This is a genomic window from Streptomyces sp. NPDC058008, from assembly GCF_042886395.1.
Classification (GTDB): Bacteria; Actinomycetota; Actinomycetes; order Streptomycetales; family Streptomycetaceae; genus Streptomyces.
Map to the genome: position 1 here is coordinate 68,616 of NZ_JBHVQX010000012.1, position 16,984 is coordinate 85,599.

Annotated in this window: 16 protein-coding genes; 9 read left to right on the forward strand and 7 right to left on the reverse strand. The window is 72.0% G+C overall.

Features of this window, described 5'->3' with window-relative positions:
• Positions 1–121: 121 nt before the first annotated feature.
• Both ACFVS9_RS14470 and ACFVS9_RS14475 read right to left on the reverse strand, forming a co-directional pair.
• Positions 122–850 (reverse strand): 4'-phosphopantetheinyl transferase, encoded by a 729-nt coding sequence (locus tag ACFVS9_RS14470; RefSeq protein WP_389932161.1) that lies wholly within the window; start codon positions 848–850, stop codon positions 122–124.
• A complete protein-coding gene (locus ACFVS9_RS14475; RefSeq protein WP_389932164.1) occupies positions 847–1,965 on the reverse strand; it encodes a ketoacyl-ACP synthase III family protein in 1,119 nt (372 codons plus the stop codon). Before ACFVS9_RS14475 ends, ACFVS9_RS14470 begins: the two co-directional genes overlap by 4 nt.
• A gap of 279 nt (positions 1,966–2,244) precedes the next feature.
• Between ACFVS9_RS14475 and ACFVS9_RS14480 the strand changes: the two genes are divergently transcribed.
• From ACFVS9_RS14480 to ACFVS9_RS14490, 3 genes are read left to right on the forward strand one after another with little or no spacing between them, the layout of a single operon-like run.
• Positions 2,245–2,517, forward strand: a complete 273-nt coding sequence (locus tag ACFVS9_RS14480; RefSeq protein WP_383116513.1) for an acyl carrier protein — start codon at positions 2,245–2,247, stop codon at positions 2,515–2,517.
• On the forward strand, positions 2,510–3,736 hold the full coding sequence (locus ACFVS9_RS14485; RefSeq protein ID WP_389932167.1) for a beta-ketoacyl-[acyl-carrier-protein] synthase family protein: 1,227 nt from the start codon (positions 2,510–2,512) through the stop codon (positions 3,734–3,736). The genes ACFVS9_RS14480 and ACFVS9_RS14485 overlap by 8 nt, the downstream gene beginning before the upstream one ends.
• Complete coding sequence (locus tag ACFVS9_RS14490; RefSeq protein ID WP_389932170.1) at positions 3,733–4,953, forward strand: beta-ketoacyl synthase N-terminal-like domain-containing protein; 1,221 nt, start codon at positions 3,733–3,735, stop codon at positions 4,951–4,953. Before ACFVS9_RS14485 ends, ACFVS9_RS14490 begins: the two co-directional genes overlap by 4 nt.
• A 526-nt stretch (positions 4,954–5,479) precedes the next feature.
• Here the strand turns inward: ACFVS9_RS14490 and ACFVS9_RS14495 are convergent.
• The gene (locus ACFVS9_RS14495; RefSeq protein ID WP_383116516.1) at positions 5,480–6,982 is read right to left on the reverse strand and encodes an MFS transporter; all 1,503 of its coding nucleotides are present in this window, start codon (positions 6,980–6,982) and stop codon (positions 5,480–5,482) included.
• A 118-nt stretch (positions 6,983–7,100) separates the two neighbouring features.
• Here ACFVS9_RS14495 and ACFVS9_RS14500 point away from each other — a divergent pair, with 118 nt between their 5' ends.
• The 6 genes from ACFVS9_RS14500 (at position 7,101) to ACFVS9_RS14525 (ending at position 12,089) form a co-directional block, all read left to right on the forward strand.
• Positions 7,101–7,727, forward strand: coding sequence for a TetR/AcrR family transcriptional regulator (locus ACFVS9_RS14500; protein ID WP_383116517.1), 627 nt, complete (start codon positions 7,101–7,103; stop codon positions 7,725–7,727).
• A 239-nt stretch (positions 7,728–7,966) separates the two neighbouring features.
• The gene (locus tag ACFVS9_RS14505) at positions 7,967–8,986 is read left to right on the forward strand and encodes a ScbA/BarX family gamma-butyrolactone biosynthesis protein (RefSeq protein ID WP_389932173.1); all 1,020 of its coding nucleotides are present in this window, start codon (positions 7,967–7,969) and stop codon (positions 8,984–8,986) included.
• A 54-nt stretch (positions 8,987–9,040) separates the two neighbouring features.
• Positions 9,041–9,745 (forward strand): 3-oxoacyl-ACP reductase FabG, encoded by a 705-nt coding sequence (gene fabG / locus ACFVS9_RS14510; protein ID WP_389932176.1) that lies wholly within the window; start codon positions 9,041–9,043, stop codon positions 9,743–9,745.
• A gap of 39 nt (positions 9,746–9,784) precedes the next feature.
• Positions 9,785–10,447: an HAD-IA family hydrolase gene (locus ACFVS9_RS14515; RefSeq protein WP_389932179.1), complete on the forward strand. Its 663-nt coding sequence runs from the start codon at positions 9,785–9,787 to the stop codon at positions 10,445–10,447.
• Between the two features lie 28 nt (positions 10,448–10,475).
• Entirely contained in the window at positions 10,476–11,432 is a 957-nt protein-coding gene (locus ACFVS9_RS14520) for an alpha/beta hydrolase (RefSeq protein ID WP_389932182.1), read from the forward strand.
• Positions 11,433–11,747: 315 nt separating this feature from the next.
• Positions 11,748–12,089, forward strand: a complete 342-nt coding sequence (locus ACFVS9_RS14525) for a hypothetical protein (RefSeq protein ID WP_389932185.1) — start codon at positions 11,748–11,750, stop codon at positions 12,087–12,089.
• Between the two features lie 103 nt (positions 12,090–12,192).
• Here ACFVS9_RS14525 and ACFVS9_RS14530 read toward each other — a convergent pair whose 3' ends face one another.
• The 4 genes from ACFVS9_RS14530 to ACFVS9_RS14545 all read right to left on the reverse strand — a co-directional run bounded on the left by ACFVS9_RS14530 (position 12,193) and on the right by ACFVS9_RS14545 (position 16,915).
• Complete coding sequence (locus ACFVS9_RS14530) at positions 12,193–13,203, reverse strand: AraC family transcriptional regulator (RefSeq protein WP_389932188.1); 1,011 nt, start codon at positions 13,201–13,203, stop codon at positions 12,193–12,195.
• A 523-nt stretch (positions 13,204–13,726) separates the two neighbouring features.
• Complete coding sequence (locus ACFVS9_RS14535; RefSeq protein WP_389932191.1) at positions 13,727–14,581, reverse strand: fumarylacetoacetate hydrolase family protein; 855 nt, start codon at positions 14,579–14,581, stop codon at positions 13,727–13,729.
• Positions 14,550–16,172 carry a sensor histidine kinase gene (locus ACFVS9_RS14540; protein ID WP_389932194.1) on the reverse strand — a complete coding sequence of 541 codons (1,623 nt, stop codon included), beginning with the start codon at positions 16,170–16,172 and terminating at the stop codon, positions 14,550–14,552. The genes ACFVS9_RS14535 and ACFVS9_RS14540 overlap by 32 nt, the downstream gene beginning before the upstream one ends.
• The gene (locus ACFVS9_RS14545; protein WP_383116526.1) at positions 16,169–16,915 is read right to left on the reverse strand and encodes a response regulator transcription factor; all 747 of its coding nucleotides are present in this window, start codon (positions 16,913–16,915) and stop codon (positions 16,169–16,171) included. Before ACFVS9_RS14545 ends, ACFVS9_RS14540 begins: the two co-directional genes overlap by 4 nt.
• Between the last annotated feature and the right edge of the window lie 69 nt (positions 16,916–16,984).

Below are 16,984 nucleotides of genomic sequence, written 5' to 3' on the forward strand. Positions count from 1 at the left end.
GCCTTCCGCTGAGACCTCACACCGATGCCCACACCGCCTGCCACCCGCCGAAGCCTCACGCCGAAGCCGACACCACCCGCCACCCGCCGCCCGCCGCCCGCCGAGACCTCACGCCGAGACCTCACGCCGAAGCCGGCACCGCCCGCGTCGCGGCACGGTGTCCGTACCGGCGGGCGGCGGCTCGGGGGACGGTGACTGCCGCCAGCAGCACGCCGTCGCGGACCGCCCAGCGTCCGGACAGCTCGGCGTCCGGCGCCGCGTCGCCACCCGCGGTCCGCGGCCGGGCCCGGAAGTGCCCGCCGGAGGGATCCAGGTGGACGACGATCTCCCCCGGGCCCAGGGGACGCCCGGTGAGGGCGAACCACGCCTTGAACACGCTCTCCTTGGCCACGAAGGCCAGCCGGTCCCAGTGCACCTGGGGGTGGTCCCGTGTCAGGCCGGAGATCCGGGCGCGTTCCTCGGGCGTGGCGATGAGGCCGAGCATCTCGGCGTACCGCAGGGGGGCGTGCACCTCCGCGTCGATGCCCACCGCCGCCACCTCGTCGGCCGGTGCCACCGCGGCGGCGTGGTAGCCGGGGCAGTGCGTCATGCTGCCCACCACTCCGGCCGGCCACAGGGGCTCTCCTGCGGGGCCCCGCAGGATCGGCGCGGGACGGACGCCCAGCCGGCGCAGTCCCTCACGTGCGCAGCCGCGCACGGCGGTGAATTCGAGTCGGCGCGCGGGCGACATCGCGGAGGCGGCGCTCTCCTCCCCGGGCAGGAGGCCGGGTCCGGCCCGGAGTCCGAGTCGGCCGGGGACACGAAAACCGTCGAAGCCGACGACGGGCGGACGGAGCAGTTCCTGGATCATTTTCCGCCGTTCCGTGGTGCGAAACAATGGGTATTTCCAGCCGGTCCACCGGAGTGGCGTGCGGGTCGGCCGACTGCCTCCACGACCAGACAGGACCAGGTGAATCCGGCGCCCGCGCTGAAGACCAGAGCCATTTCCGACGGGGCGAGACGGTCCCCGCGCAACAATTCGGCAATGTTCGCCGCGGCGTCCCCGGCACCCAGGTGCCCGGTGCACTGCCCGAAGTTCTCGATCTTCGCCCGGGTGCGCTCCGAGATGACCGGTATCCAGTTCTCGTTCAGCACTTTCGTGCCGAAACGGGGGAGCACGACGGTCCGCAGGCGCGGGTCGTCGGCGTTCACCCCTGCGTCGTCCAGGGCCCTGGCCATCACCTCCCGGATGATCCTCCCGTTGGTGTCGGAGAAATCCCGGTCGCCGTGTTCGCGGAGGTACGCGCGCTTGGTGGCGCGCATGTCCACCCGGGGGCGGTGGGAGTGCGGCGCCGCCGCGAAGGGGTCCGCGCCCCGGTGCATGCCCTCCAGCTCCGGAGCCGCGATCGTCGCGACGGAGCGCAGCACCAGGGCGTCCCCGGGGCCCGCGGGGCTGTGCAGGAGCAGCGCCGTCGCCCCGTCCCCGTAAGCGACCCCGTAGTCGCTCGTCCACCGGTCGAACCCCGGGGAGGCGAACCGGTCGGCGGTGGTGACCAGGGCCCATTTCGGGCGGTCGGCCGCGGACGGCGCGGGCCCGGCGAGGTACGCCGCCATCAGCTCGGCGGCGACGGCTCCTCCGTTGCACACCTGCTGGATCCCGAAGGGCAGTGCGCGGTGCGCACCGAGTTCACGGGCGATGTAGTGGGCGGGCGACCACAGGTCGTGCCCCTGGTAGTACATCCAGGCGTGGCCGAGCGCGTGCAGCCGCTCGGGGCCGATACCGGCGGCGCCGAGGGCGTCGCGGGCGGCCAGTACCGCCATCTCGGGGGGCGCCGTGCCGTCCGACTCCGGAAGCGTCTCGTGTCCCAGGCCGCGGGCATCACGGCGCCGCAGTCCGCGGTGCGCCACGGCGTCGGCGGCCGAGGCTCTTTTCTCGGGCAGCCACAACGATGCCGAGGTGATCCCTATCGACCCGGCGGGTTTCATTCTGCACCTGCTTCCGGAAGCTGACAAAAATCAACTCCGCCATTCTGCACAGGCGACATTGAAAGAGGATAGAAGTTCCGTAGAAACAGTGGCATTTCACGGGACCGGTCCTTTGGTGGCACCGGGAATACCTCGCGAGAGACACGGCATGCCACTTTGGTGAACCTTGCAGAGAAATCGGGAAACGGGTTTGGTGGTCTCCGGCCGGCTCGGGAACAACCCGTCACCGGGCGCCGGGAAGACATCGTGCGGGATTTCATTCGACCGGAGGACGCGAACATGAGCGAGCATGCCCTGACCGACGAGCTGCGGGAAAAGGTGCGGTTGATCGTGGCGGACGTCCTGGAGGTGGAGGCGGGGGACCTCGGGGACACGAGCAGTTTCTCCGACGACTTCGACGCGGACTCGCTGCTGGTGATCGAGATGTACGCGCGGTTCGAGCGCGATCTGCACATCAAGGTGCCGCAGGACGACGTCGTGGAGCTGGACGACATGACGGCGGTCTACGAGGTGGTCGGCCGGCACAGCGGTGCGGGAGCCGTCAGTGCCTGAGGGCGGCGAACGGCGCGTCGTGGTCAGCGGCTTGGGCGCCGTGAGCAGCATGGGCATGGGCGCCCGCAGGCTGATCGACGGAATCCGCTCCGGCCGCAGCGGTATCGGACCGATCGGGCAGTTCGACGCCACCGGTTTCGAGCACCTGCTGGCGGGCGAGGTAAGGGACTTCGACCCCGCCGGGCACCTGCGGTCGCTCCCGCCCGAGCGCTGGGGCCGCAGCAGTCAGTTCGCCGCCGCGGCGGCCCGGATGGCGGTCTCGGACTCCGGCATCGGTCCTGCCCGGCTCTCCCGTCTGCGGACGGCGAGCGTGTTCGGTACGACCAACGGCGAGTCCCAGCTGCTGGAGTCCCTGGGCGAACAGTGGACGTTCCAAGGACCCGAGCACCTGGACAGCCGGCTGATCGACCAGGTCGACGCGGGCAGGATCTCGACGGCGGTCAACGTCGAACTGGGGCTGACCGGTGAGGCGGTCACCCTGGGCACGGCCTGCGCCGCGGGCAACTACTCGGTGGGGTACGCCTACGATCTGATCCGGGCCGGTGAGGTGGACGTGGCGCTGTGCGGTGGAGCCGACGCCTCCAACCGTGCGACGCACGCCGGATTCCACCGGCTCGGCGCACTCGCGGCCACCGTCCCCCGGCCCTTCGACGAGGACCGGGACGGGATCGTCACCGCGGAGGGCGGGGCGGCTCTGGTCCTGGAGACACTGGACTCCGCGCTGAGGCGGGACGCGCGCGTGTACGCGGAGGTGCTCGGGTACGGCATGTCGTGCGACGCGCACCACATGACCAACCCGCACGCCCCCTCGATCGCGACGTGCATCAGGACCGCCCACCGCAACGCGGGGATCAGGCCCGAGGACGTGGACTACATCTGCGCCCACGGCACGGGAACGCCGGCGAACGACTCCACCGAGATCGCCGCGGTCCGGGACGCGTTCGGCGGGCGGGTGCCTCCCATCAGCTCGATCAAGTCCGCCCTCGGGCACACGATGGGCGCGGCCGCCGCGTTCGGAGCGCTGATCTCCTGCGCCGCCGTCCATGAGGGCTTCCTGCCCGCGAGTTCGACCCTGCGCACGGTCGACCCCGAGCTGGGGCCCGGTGTCGACTGCGTGCCGAGGACGTCGCGCAGGGTGCGGCCGAGGGTGGTGGAGAACCATGGCTTCGCCTTCGGCGGGAACAACGCCGTGACGATTTTCGGAGAGGTGGCGGCATGACTTCGCTGTCGGCGCGGGAGGCCCTCGTGGTGCCGCTGAAGGCCTCACCCGAGCGTCCCCCGGCGCCCGTGGAACCGGTGGACATCGTGCGGTGCGCGGTGTTCAGCTCCGCGGGGTACGGGCTGGCCCCGCTGGCGGACGCGCTGGCCGGGGGCGCGGTGGGCGCGCGGGATACCGCCGCTCCCGCGCCGCCGGGCGACTGGCCTCCGGCACCGGGGACCTCGCCCGTCGCGGGCTTCGCACCGGAGGGCGTACTCGGCCGCAAGGGGCTCAGCCGGCTGACGAGGACCGACCAGCTCGCCTCGGTGGCGTGCACCCTCGCGCTGGACGAGCCGGCGGTGCGGAGCGCGGGGATCGGGCCGGGCGACACCGGCATCGTCCTGGGGACGTCGGTGGGCAGCACCCGAAGAGTGGGTGAGTTCATCCGGGACACCTTCGTCGAGGAGCGTCCCTACTTCGTCAACCCCTCGCACTTTCCCGGTGTCCTGATGAACTCGGCCGCGGGAAGGGCGGCGATCCGGCTCGGGCTCACAGGCGTGAACGCGACGGTGTCGGGCGGCCCGCTGGCGGGCCTGAACGCACTGCGCTACGCCCGGAACACACTCCTGGCCGGCCACGCCCGGCGTCTGCTGACGGGCGCCTTCGAGGAGTTGTCCCCGCAGCGGGCGTGGGCGTGGCACCGCACGCGGGGCCTGGTCGCGGGCGCGCGGCTCGGTGAGGGCGGGGCGGTCTTCGTCCTGGAGGCGCCGAGGACGGGCCGGCCGGCCTCCGACGTTCCCGGCGAGGGGCCCGCGCCGCTCGCCCGGCTGCTCGCCTGCGAGGTGGGCTTCGCCGACCCGGATCGTGGTCTGACCGGCGTGTCGGAACGCCTGGCGGCGTGCCTGCGGACGGCCCTGGAGCGCAGTGGTCTCACCGCCGGGGACGTGGCGGTGGCGGCACCCGGCGCGTGCGGACGTAGGGGCTGGGCCGCCGTGGAGGAGCGTGCCCTGCGTCAGGTCTTCTCCCGGCTACCCGCAGGGGAGCAGCCGCACCGGCTGGAGGTCCAGCCCGTTCTGGGCGAGACGGACGGTGCCGCCTTCGCCCTTCAACTGGCCGCACTACTGGCCCGGTGGCAGCACGGAGGGCCGCACACGCGGCGGGAACGCGCGGCCGTGCTCACGTCGGTCGGTCCGGACGGCAATGTGGGCTGTGCCGTGGTGGTCCGCCCGCCCGAGTGAACCCGTTGGCGAAGTGCCAGGCCTCCCCTCCCCCGTGGCCGGCCGCACCCGTACGAGGTCCGCAGCCCGGGCGGACGGGCCCCCGTACAAGGTCGGCAGGTCCGGTGGGCAGGGCCCCGTACAGGGTCGGGAGGTCGGGTGGGCTGGCCCCCGTACAGGGTCGGGAGGTCGGGTGGGCTGGCCCCCGTACAAGGCCCTCAGCGCCGGCGGGCGGGCCCCCGTACCGGGTCCGCAGCCCCGGTGGACGGGACCCCGGTACGAGGTCGGGAGGTCCCGGTGGGCGGGGCCCGGCCGCTCGCCCTGGTCGGGCCGCCTGGGGGCGGGACCCGCGCGGCTCCCCGTCACCGTGGCACGTCACCGGTGGCCGGGAGCGTGTCTCAGGTCCCGGCTCCTCCGGCGTACCGCGGCCGAACGGCCCACCCGCTTCCGTGAGCTCGTCGGGTGAGGGGCCGTTCGCCGGCATCACGGGTCCCCGACACCGGGCATCCGTGATGCCGCACGCCTCCCGGGTGGGTTCCCGCCCGGGTCATCCGACCTTCGTGGGCACGGTCGCCGGCTCGTCGGCGGCGGTGCCCGCCGAACGCTCCCGGCGCGGCCCGGCCATGGCGAGGCCGATGGCGACGGCGCCGACCGCGCAGACGGCGGCCGTTCCGTAGAGCGCCACGTGCAGGGCGTGGGTGAAGGCGTCGGCCAGTGCGCCCGAGCCGCTGGACAGGTCACCCGCGGCCACCTTCGCGGCGGTCTCGTGGGAACCGACGCGCGTGCCGATCAGGCTGACGAGCACGGCGCCGTACACCGCGATGACGATGGCCTCGCTGCCGATGCGCATCGTGTTGAGGAAGCCGGCCGCCATTCCGGCCTGTTCCGGCTCGACCAGGCTCATCGCCGCTCCGTCGCCCACACCGAACGAGATGCCGGCGCCCAGCCCGGTCAGCAGCAGCGGGCCGGCGAACACGGCGACGGACGTGGAGGGGCCGATCACGGTGAGCCAGGCGTTGCCGACGGCGAAGAACGCCAGCGACAGAGTGATCAGCAGTCGGGCGGGCACCCCGCGGTTGACCAGCGCCCCGGAGAGCGGCGGGGCCAGCAGCACCGGTCCCGTCATCAGCAGCAGCACGACTCCGGCGCGCTGGGCGGAGAAACCGCTCGCACCCACCAGGTAGGTGGGCAGATAGGTCAGCAGCGTCACGAAGCCGAACGTCGTGACCACCGGCACCATGCACAGGGCGAGGAACCTGCGGTTGCGCACCAGCGACAGATCCAGCAGGGGGGCGGCGGAGCGGGACTGGTGCAGGCCGAAGAAGACCAGCAGTCCCACGCCCGCGATGAGCAGCGCCAGCGTGCCGGGGGCCGCCCAGCCCCACTCGGGTCCCTGGACCGCGCCCAGGACCAGCGCGGCCAGCCCGCCGACGAACACCACCGCGCCGGTCACGTCCAGCCGGGGGCGCTGCTGCGCGCGGGACTCCGCGATGAAGCCGATGCCGGCCAGCGCGACCACCACCATGACCGCGTGCGCCCCGAAGGTCGCCCGCCACCCCATGGCGCTGACCAGCCAGCCCGACAGCGTGGGCCCGGCCGCGAGTCCGAGCCCCGCCGCGCTGCCGAGAGCGGCGAACGCGCGGGTGCGCGCGGCGCCCGTGAAGGTGGTGGCCAGGATCGCGCCGCCGCTGGCGAACACTCCGGCCGCGCCGATCCCGGACAGGGCGCGGGTGATGTCGAGCAGGAGGATGCCGGGGGCGGCCGCCGCGGCGAGCGAGCCGACGGCGAAGACCGCGGCGCCGACCGCGAACGTGCGCCTGCGGCCCACCAGGTCGGCCAGGGAACCGGCGACGAGCATGAACGAGGCGAACGTCAGGTTGTAGGCGTTCATGACCCACTGGAGCGGAGCGCCCGCGGTATGCAGGTCCTCACCGATGTCGGGCAGGGCGACGGCTGCCCCGGAAATGGACATCGGCACGGTCACGAAGGCGAGTAACACCACGGTCAGCGCGATCACCGGCCGGAAGCGGCCGGCGGGGACGGTAGTCACGAGTTCGGACTCCTTCACGAGACGATCAACAGCCACAGATAGCCGCCAAGGCGAGATTGCCACTAAGTGGCGTTCGCTGTCAAAGCGCAACCGCTGCTGGGTCGTGTAACCTGGCCATGTGAGTGATGACCTGCGCGAACTGCCGCTGCGAGAACGGAAGAAGCTGCGAACGCGCCGGGCGCTGGCCGAAACGGCGCTGCGCATGTTCACCGAGCACGGTTACGACGCCACCACCCTGGACGACCTGTGCGACGCCGTGGAGGTCTCCAAGCGCACCTTCTTCCGGAACTACCGCTCCAAGGAGGACGTGGCGCTCGCCGCGGACACCGACCTGTGGTCGGCCTACCTGGAGTACATGGACGACCGGAAGACGCACGGCCCGCTCCTCGACGCGCTCCGCTCGGCCCTGGACACCACCCTGGGCTCGCTGGACGCCGACTGGGACCGGCGCTTCCTGGCGACCCGCAAGCTGTCGGACGACGTCCCGGCGCTCCAGTCGCACAGCCTGGGGTACTGCCACGACACCACCCGGGCACTGATCGACGCGGTGCACAGCGGGTCCGGTACGGGCGAGGACGTGCACGAGGTGCGTCTGCGCCTGACGGTGGAGATCTTCGTGGCCGCCTGGCGCACGGCCTCCCTCCGCTGGACGGCACAGGGAGGCGCCGGGGGCCGTGACGGGCTGGTGAGACTGGTCGAGGAGACCTTCGCCGAGATCCCGGCCGCACTCACGTGCTCCGCCTGACGGACCCCCTCCCTCCGTACGCCTCTCCCGCCCGGCCCCTCCGTCCGCAGAGGCCGTCGCGGGTGCTACCTCCTTGGAGGTAGCACCTCCTCCTCAAGGTGGTAGACCCCTTGAACGCGCCATCGGGCGCGCCGCATTCTTGTCGCATCCACGGCAGTGACCACTGCCGTTCGCGACGACGCCGTCCCCGGACGACGCCTCGCGGACAGGAATCGCCCGGAGCGGGGAGGGTTTCCACCATGACCGTCTCGGAGAGCATTCCGGCCCCACGGGCCGCGGCGGATCCCGGGATCCTCGAGTTCTACCGGACCATCGACCGGCGCATGGTCCACCGGGCCTCCGTGGCCGAGGTGTTCGTGACCGGACTGCAGGAGACGGCCGAGCTCTCGTTCCGGTGCGCCGCCCAGCTTCCGGTGTCCCACGCGTACTTCAACGACCACACGGGAAGCCCCGCACCGGACGACCCGCTGCTCCTCCTGGAGATCTGCCGGCAGGCGTCCATCTACGGCGCGCACCGGCAGCTCGGCGTCCCGCTCGCCACCACCTTCATGGTCGGCGACTGGTCCATCCGTCTGTGCGGGACGGACGGACCGGCCACCGGTGACCGGCCGGGCGAGCTGATCCTGAGCGAGACGATGACCCCGGCCTACGACCGCAGGAAGCGGCTGACCGCCGTGCGGTTCGACATCGGGCTGACGATGTGGGGCCGGCCGCTGGGCAGCGCCCACATCCGGGTCAGCTCCGCGCCGACCCCGCAGTACGCGGCGCTGCGGCACATGCAGCGCGGGAGCACACCCCCCACGACGTCGGCGTTCCGCGCGGTGGACGACCGCCACGACGCCGTGGCGCCGGCCCGGGTGGGGCGGCTCGATCCGGCGAACGTGGTACTCGCCGGCGCCGGGACGCGCGTGGACGAGGAGACCCTGTCCGCCACCCTGGCACCGGACTTCGGCAACGGCGGGCTCTTCGACCACGACTACGACCACATTCCGGCCATGGTCCTGATGGAGGCCGCGCGTCAGTCCGCGATCCTGCTGGAGCGGGAGCTGCGGCCGGACGACGGCACTTCCGGCCTCGCGTCGGTCGCGGCACTCGACGCGTCGTTCTCCCGCTTCGCGGAACTGGACTCCCCGGTCCGCGTCTCCGCCGCCCCGGACCGCCGGGACGGCCTTCCGCACCGGCTGTCGGTCTCCCTCGGACAGTCCGGATCCCCGGTCGCCGCCATCGGCGTCACGCTCCGCCCGCCCACGCCGCTCTGACCGTGTGACCGTACGCGCACGGCGCGTCCATGCATGCCGACCTAAGGATTTGACGTGAGCAGGACAGTTTTGGTGACCGGTGGCAACCGGGGCATCGGCCTGGAGATCGCCCGCACGATGGCGGACGAGGGCGACAAGGTCGCCGTCACCTACCGCACCGGCGAGCCCCCGTCGGACCTGTTCGGCGTGCGGTGCGACGTCACCGATCCCGCCGACGCCGAGCGGGCACTGGCCGATGTCGCGAAGCAGTACGGACCGGTCCAGGTGCTGGTCGCCAACGCGGGCATCACCAAGGACGCCCTCGCCCCGCTGATGCCGGAGGACGACTTCCGCAGCGTCCTGGAGACCAACCTGGTCGCGGCGTTCCGGTTCGCCCGGCTCGCCGTGCCCCACATGGTGCGGGGCCGCTGGGGCCGCATCGTCTTCATGTCCTCGGTGATGGGCTTCCTCGGCTCCCCGGGTCAGGTCAACTACGCCGCGTCCAAGGCCGGTCTGCTGGGCCTGACCCGCTCGCTGGCCTGGGAGCTCGGCAGGCGAAGGATCACGGTGAACATGGTGACCCCCGGGCTGATCGAGACCGACATGATCAAGAACGTGTCCGACAAGCGCCGCGACGCCCTGCTGGCCCAGACCGCCATGCGCCGCGTGGGAACACCCGCGGAGGTCGCCGCGGTGGTCCGGTTCCTCGCCGGCGAGGGGGCCTCGTACGTGACCGGGGCGGCGATCCCGGTCAGCGGCGGCCTCGCGATGGGTCAGTGAACCGCCGTGCCGTCGCACCCGGAGAAGCGAGGAACAGACATGCCGCAGCTTGCCGAACCCCCCGTACGCGCCGTGTGGACGGACTACGGAGGCGTTCTGGAGGTTCCGTCCACCAAGGTCACCGTGGCCAACTTCTGCGCGAAGATCGGCATTGCGCCCGCCCAGTTGCTCGCGGCGATGACCAAGGTGGCGGACGGCCACGGGGTGGACCTGCTCGCCCCCCTGGACACTCCGCTGATCACCCAGGGGGAGTGGTCGGAGCAGGTGCGGGCCGCCCTGCGCGCCGACGAGGGCGTCGAGGTGGACCTCTCCGACTTCCCGGCACGCTGGTTCGAGGGCCGCAGCGCCAACGAACCGTGGATCGGGCATCTGCGCCGGCTGGTGACGCGGGGGGTGTTCGTCGGGCTGATGTCCAACATGGTGCCGGCCTGGGACGAACACTGGCGCCGCGTCGTCGAGCCCGAAGGCCTCTTCGCCGAGCTCGTCATGTCGTTCCAGGTCGGCAGCCGCAAACCGGAGACGGGCATCTTCCGGGTGGCCGAGCGGCGCACCGGGTTCCTGCCCCGGGAATGCGTACTGGTCGACGACATCGAGAAGAACTGCGCGGGAGCACGCGAGGCCGGCTGGCACGCCATCCACTTCACGGATCCCGCCAAGGCGATCGAGGAACTGGACGCGCTCCTGGCCACGGGACCGGCCTGAGCAGGACCACCCCGACGAGAGGGACCGCATGGCCGGCCTGCCGCACGCCACCGGACCGGGAACCACCGGAATCGTGCTGGACGCCCTGGGCATCCCTGTCTCGGGGCTGCTCGTCGAGCCCTCCTCCGCTCCGCCACGGGCCGTCGTCCTCGCACTGCACGGAGCGGGCATGCGGGCCGGGTACTTCGACCGTCACGCCGAACCCGGCCATTCGCTGATGGGCTTGGGGGCCGGTCTGGGATTCACCGTCCTGGCGGTGGACCGGCCCGGTTACGGCGACTCGGCGGCGTTCCTGCCCGAGGGCGCGGCGACCGCGCGGCAGGCGGTGCTGCTCCGCGCGGCGCTGAGGAGTTTCGCCCGTCAGCACGCCACCGGTGACGGCTTCTTCGTGGTGGCCCACTCCACCGGCGGGAAGGCCGCCCTGGCGCTGGCCGCCCAGGACCGCGACGACGCCGTCATCGGCCTGGACGTCTCCGGCCTGGGCAGCACACCCGCTCCCCGGCAGCGGCAGCTCCGCGACCGGGGCCGCGTCGACTGGCACCGGCACTGGGGTGCGCCCGGCCTCTACCCGCCGGAGACCTTCCGGCTCGTCCGCCCACTCCTCGCACCGACGCCCTCGAAGGAGACGGACGAGTTCCCCGACTGGCCGGAGCTGTACACGCGGCTCGCCTCCAGGGTGCGGGTCCCGGTCCGGTTCACCTTCGCGGAGCAGGAGCCGTGGTGGGATTCGGACGCGGCGGCGGTGGCCGCCCTGAGGGCTCCGCTGACCTCGGCGAGGGTGGAGGTCCACCACCAGCCGGACGCGGGGCACAACATCAGCCTCGGCCGGGCGGCCCGCAGCTACCACCTGCGGGCACTGGCTTTCCTGACGGAGTGTCTGGCTCTTCGCGGGGACGCTTCCGCCCCGCGGCCCGGGCACCCCGGACCGGCCGCCGCGGACCGCCGAGGAGGACCGCACGTCCACGGTCCGGGAGCGTCCTCCTGAAGCGCGCCACCGCGTCCTGAACGCCCGGAGTACTTCCTGGCGGGAGCCCTCACCTGGCTCACGGGCCGGGACGGGCCGGTCACGGTCCCCCGACGGGCGGTCGGCCGTCAGCGTAGGCCGGGCGGGTGCGGCCCTCGGGGGCTGCCCGGACATCGCCTCCGTGTGCGAGGAGACGGATTGCGAAGAGGTGTGCACGCAGGGAAAAGGAAGCCGTGGGATGCCTGCATACGCTCGTTCCACGGCAACCGGACGCGACCGGACGGAGGCTTTTCCCCTTCGCTGTCGCGCCCTTGAGATGAAGATGAGGAAACCATCATGAATTCCCGGGCCAGAACGGCATTCGCGCTTTCCGTCGTCACCGCAGGAGTCCTCGCCGCGATTCCCTCGACGGCGCAGGCAGAACCCATCGGGGCCGGCCCCGTGAGTGACGGGTTCCAAACGACGGCGGCGTCCCTCACCGCCCTCAGCTGGCGTAGCGACGGGGCTTCCCGCTACGTCACCGTCAAGAACACCTACGCGTCCCGCAAGTGCTTCAAGGTCGACATCCCCTGGCGGGCCGATCCGCAGTTCAGCATCGCCGCCAACAAGACGCAGGAATTCCGTTACGGCGGCGCCCTGTACTTCGAGGGCCGGAAGATCTACCAGGTGAGCTGCTGACACGCCGTCGTGTCGGGCGGGTGCCCCGGAGTCCCATGGGGACTCCGGGGCACCCTCCTCTCCCGATGGCTCAGCTCGGCCACGTACGCACCCGGAGGACGCTTCAACCGGGCAGGGCACCCTGCCGGCGGTAGTCGCGCGGCGGCCGGCCGTATGCGGCGCGGAATGCCCGGGTGAAGGTCGAGTGGCTGGCGAACCCCCAACGGAACGCGATGTTCTGTACGTCCGTGTCGCGCAGGGACCCGTCCGTCAGATCTCGGCGCGCGCCTTCCAGTCTGGTGTGCCGGATCAGAGCGGCGGCCGTGGTTCCCTGGTCCCGGAACAGCCGGTGCAGGTGGCTGACCGAGATGTGGTGTGCCACGGCGACCACCCTGGGCGTGAGGTCCGGGTCGGCGGCGTTCCGCTGAACGAAATCCCGAACGCTGAGTGTCAGGGACTGACGGCGGCTATCCGGTGAAAGGTCGCTCTCGGTCCCCAGGTGGTGCGCGAAGAGCGCGGACAGCAGATCGACGGCGATTCTCGCGAGTCGCACCCCGTCCTGCTTCCGGTAGGAGGAGGAGTCCTCGGCGAGCCGGCCGAGGAACGACGTCAGCAGGCCGCCGAACCCCTCCCTGCCGGAGAGCTGGTACCGGCTCAGCCTCGCGAGTCCGTTTCCGGACAGCGGCAGGAGTGCCTTGGGGACGTCGAGGCCGATCCCCACCTGACGGTCGGTCGTCCGGACCTCGATTTCGCGCGAACTGTCGACGACGCACAGACTGTAGGGCCGGTAGGCCACTTCGTGTCCGTCCCTGACGGCATACAGCGTCCCCTCGAAGGGAATCGAGATGTTGACCTGCTCGGGGTCGGACTGCCGGATCAGTTTCGCCGTCCTCCGGAACCGGACCGGCTGAAACTTCGTCGGCCACACCGGGATGCCGTCGAGATCGAGCAGGCGCTGGGACGCCCTGAAATCATCACGGTAGTCACTGTCCAGCTCCAGCGGTGCCGTGCACTGACGCATCAGCTCCCGCCAGCGGTCGAAGCGGTCCTCCGGCGGAACGTCCTTGCTTCTGAAAACGGTCTCAATCACTTCTCCCCCTGCGATCAAGCAACCTGCCCGGCCGGGCAGAAACACAGCCGGAACACAGGACCACGATGTCAAAAACGGGGGCGGAGCAAAAGACCGGGCACCGGTGGTGAACAGTCCGGTCGACCAGCCGTCGCGGGACGGGGACTGCGACGGGGCCGGGTCCCGAGTGCGAACACGGCGCCATGCGGGGCCGATGGCCGTGCAACGACGAAGTGGCCCCCCTCGATCGAGGGGGGCCACTTCATCCTTGAGCGCCCGGCAGGCCTTGCACCTACATTTCCCGTCGGCAGACGGGCGTCTTTCCTTGGACCACAGACGCGCGGCTTCGTGCGAACCGAAGCAACGTGATGATCATACAGGAGTTTCGGACCACCGGCGGACCACCCCGGACCACCGGCTGAACGGCGGCCTGACGGCGATTCGGCTGCCTTTGCTGCCGCTTGACGCACCATCACCGTAGGGTCCGGACGGTCCGTGCCGTCCCCGCCCCCCGTCGGGCGGGGATGTCGACCCCGGTCGGTCCTCCGGCGCAACGGAGTCGGGACGGGCCGCGTGCGGGTGCTCCACCTCATGGGGCGTGACCGGCGGTCGCGGCGGTGAAGCCGGCGTCGATCTCGCCCAGGCCCTTGATCGCCACGCGCAGACTCCGGCCGGGGGCGAGAGGGCTGCCGAGGGTTCCGCCAGGGGTGCCGGTGGTGATCAGGTCGCCGGGTCGCAGCGTGGTCAGGGTGCTCGCGTGGGCGGTGAGGGTCGCGGCGTCGAAGTGCAGTGCGGAGGAGTTGGCCCTCTGCACCGGTCGGCCGTCGAGTTCCGCCGTGAGCGTCAGTCCTCGCCCGCCGGGCGGCAGTTGGTCGGCGGTGACGAGGGCCGGGCCGACGAGAAGGGCCGAGGAGGGGGCCTCGGACTCCGCTCCCGTTCGGGAGCACGGCGGCTCCGTCGAGCCGTCCAGGGCGGGCAGGTGGCAGACCACGACGTATCCCGCGATGTGCCGGAGGGCGTCGGCCGCCGCGATGCCCCTGGCGGGGCTCGCCATGACGATGCCGAGTTCGACACCCCATGCGGTGAGCGGACCGGACACGGCCAGGTCGGGCAGAGGAAGGGCCGACCGTGCGCCCACCACGGTCCGCGGCCGGGTGATCGTCATCGACGGTGCCTGCTGGAACCGCTCGTCCAGCTCCTTCCCGCGCGAGGGGTAGTTGGTTCCCACGCGCAGCACCCTGCCCGGGGTGAGCACGGGCTCCGTCGTCGCGGCGGCGTGCGGGGGCAGGGTCTCGCCCGTGTGGGCCGCGGCGCGCCGTGCCCAGTCGGGGCCCGAACCGATGAGGGCACCGACGTCGGTGTGGGGCAGGAGCGTGACGTGTCTCCTGTCCACCCTTGCGGCGGCGGTGCGGTCACGCGTGAGCCGGATCGTGGCGAGTCTCATCGGTGTCGTCCTTCGGCGCGGTGGTCGAGTCGGGCAGGATCAGGCGGAAGGTGCAGCCTTCGCCGGGGCGGTTGTCGAGTTCGAGGCGGCCGTCGTGCGCCGTGGTGATGGCGGCGGCGATGGCGAGCCCGAGGCCGGAGCCGGGTTCGGGGACGGTCCCGAGGTCCGCCTCGGGCCGGGGGACGAGCGGGGTCGCGCGGTAGAAGCGGTCGAAGACCCGGGCGGCCTCGTCGGGCTTGATCCCCGGACCGTCGTCGGCGACCTCGACCACGCACACGGGTGTGCCGGGCAGCATCCGACGGCCGCTGCCGAGAGCACCGGGCGTACGGACGCGGGTGGCGCCGACCCGTACGTGGATGCGGCCGGCGGCGGGTGTGTGGGTGGAGGCGTTGGACAGCAGGTTTCCCAGCACCTGGGCGAGTTGGTGGGGATCGCCGGGCGTCTCGACGACGTCCAGGTCGCGTTCGGGACCCGCCGACCGGGCGGCCGCAGGCTCCAGGGGCTCCAGGGGCTCCAGGGGCTCCAGGGGCTCCAGGGGCTCCAGGATGATGGTGCGGGAGGGGTGGCGGATCGCCGTGGTGGCGATGGTGTCGGCCGCCAGTGACAGGAGGTCGACGGGTTCCCGGTGCGTGAGCGGTGTGTCGCCCAGCTTGGCCAGCAGGAACAGGTCGTCGACGAGGCGGCTCATGCGGTCCGCGTTGTGGAGGATCAGGTGGTGTGCGTCGCGGCGTTGCCGGGCGGACATGTCCGGCTCGTCGAGGAGGAGTTCGGCGAAGCCCTGGATGGCGGTGAGCGGGGTGCGCAGCTCGTGTCCGGCGTCCGCCATGAAGTGGCGCAGCTGCGCCTCGGAGGTCTCCGTACGGTGCAGCGCCGTACGCAGCCGGTCGAGCATGGTGTTCAGGGCCAGGCCGAGCCGGCCGACCTCGGTGTCCGGGTTGTCGACGGGCACGTTGAGCTCCAGGGAGCCCTCGGTGATGTGCTGGGCGGTCCGCTCGACGCGGGTCAGCGGGCGCAGGCCGAGGCGGATCGCGCCGTTGCCCAGGGCGACGACTCCGACGGCGACGGCCGCGCCGAGGCCGAGGCTGAGCCAGAGGAGTTTGGTGGTGGCGCCGTCCACGGTGTCCAGCGGCAGGGCGACGACCGCGCGCATGCCGTCCGGGCCCGGGTAGGTGATCACCCGCCATCCGGAGCCGGTGGCGCCGTCCCCGACGGGCAGGGTGCTCGGGCGTCCCGGCGTGAGGTGCAGGTCGGAGACGCTTCGCGGGAGCCGGGGCCCCGCCCCCGTGTCGCTCCCCAGGGAGGTCCGGAGCAGCCTTCCGTGTTCGTCGTAGATGTAGACGCGGTAGTCCGAGGGGAGCGCGTCGTCCGAAGTCGGCCGCCGTAGCGTTCCCTGGTCCCGTACGTCGTCGTAGACACGGTCCGGGGGCCGGAAGTGGGAGAGGCGGTCGTCGACCTGGTCGGTGAGCCAGCTGCGCATGACGGTGAGGCCGGCGAACTGGCACAGGAGGACGGCGCCGGTGGCCAGCAGGACGGCGATCAGGATGAGGCGGCTGCGCAGGGAGCGGGGACGCAGGCGGCCGAGCCTGCTCACCGGTCGGCCGTGGGCGTCTCGTCGCGCGGCAGCCGCAGGCAGTAGCCGACGCCGCGAACGGTGTGGATCAGTACGGGCGGTTCGCGGTCGATCTTGCGGCGCAGGTTCTTGATGTAGGTGTCGACGATACGCGTGTCGCCGGAGAAGCCGTACTGCCAGACCTGCTGGAGGATCTCCGCCTTCTCCAGCACCCGTTCCGGGTGGGTGAGCAGGCAGGAGAGGAGCCGGAATTCGGTGGGCGACAGTTTCAGCGGGTGGCCGCCGCGTCTCACCTCGTGGGTGGCCTCGTCCAGGGTGAGGTCGGCGTAGCGCCGGGGCGGGCTGGTGCTGGAGGCGGGCGCGTTGCTGCGGCGCAGGATGGCGCGGACGCGCAGGAGCACCTCCTGGACGTGGAAGGGCTTGGTGACGTAGTCGTCGCCGCCGGAGCTCAGGCCGATGATGCGGTCCTCGACGCCCGCCCGGGCGGTGAGGAACAGGACGGGCGTGTAGACACCCTGCGCACGCAGATCGCGGGTGAGCTGGAAGCCGTCGGTGTCGGGCAGCATGACGTCCAGGACGATCAGGTGGGGCCGGCGGCTGCCGGCCTCGAACATGGCCGCCTGCCCGGTCGCCACGCTGGCCACGGTGTAGCCGGCCGCGTTCAGCGCGGACGTGAGCAGGGTGCGGATGCTGGCGTCGTCCTCCACGACCAGGACGGTGTGTCCGGCCGAGGGGGTGCGCGTGGGGGTGTGCTGGTCGATCACGTTCTGGCACCTCGGGCTACGGGCAGGTGGGACCGCACCGGGCGGGTCCTGGTCATGCGGCGCAATGGT

Bases quoted from the DNA above. Each gene is read 5' to 3' on its own strand.
- ACFVS9_RS14535 (WP_389932191.1), bottom strand. From the start codon at position 14,581: ATGAGACTCGCCACGATCCGGCTCACGCGTGACCGCACCGCCGCCGCA.
- ACFVS9_RS14480 (WP_383116513.1), top strand. From the start codon at position 2,245: ATGAGCGAGCATGCCCTGACCGACGAGCTGCGGGAAAAGGTGCGGTTG.
- ACFVS9_RS14515 (WP_389932179.1), top strand. From the start codon at position 9,785: ATGCCGCAGCTTGCCGAACCCCCCGTACGCGCCGTGTGGACGGACTAC.
- ACFVS9_RS14525 (WP_389932185.1), top strand. From the start codon at position 11,748: ATGAATTCCCGGGCCAGAACGGCATTCGCGCTTTCCGTCGTCACCGCA.
- ACFVS9_RS14490 (WP_389932170.1), top strand. From the start codon at position 3,733: ATGACTTCGCTGTCGGCGCGGGAGGCCCTCGTGGTGCCGCTGAAGGCC.
- ACFVS9_RS14470 (WP_389932161.1), bottom strand. From the start codon at position 850: ATGATCCAGGAACTGCTCCGTCCGCCCGTCGTCGGCTTCGACGGTTTT.
- ACFVS9_RS14520 (WP_389932182.1), top strand. From the start codon at position 10,476: ATGGCCGGCCTGCCGCACGCCACCGGACCGGGAACCACCGGAATCGTG.
- ACFVS9_RS14475 (WP_389932164.1), bottom strand. From the start codon at position 1,965: ATGAAACCCGCCGGGTCGATAGGGATCACCTCGGCATCGTTGTGGCTG.
- ACFVS9_RS14505 (WP_389932173.1), top strand. From the start codon at position 7,967: ATGACCGTCTCGGAGAGCATTCCGGCCCCACGGGCCGCGGCGGATCCC.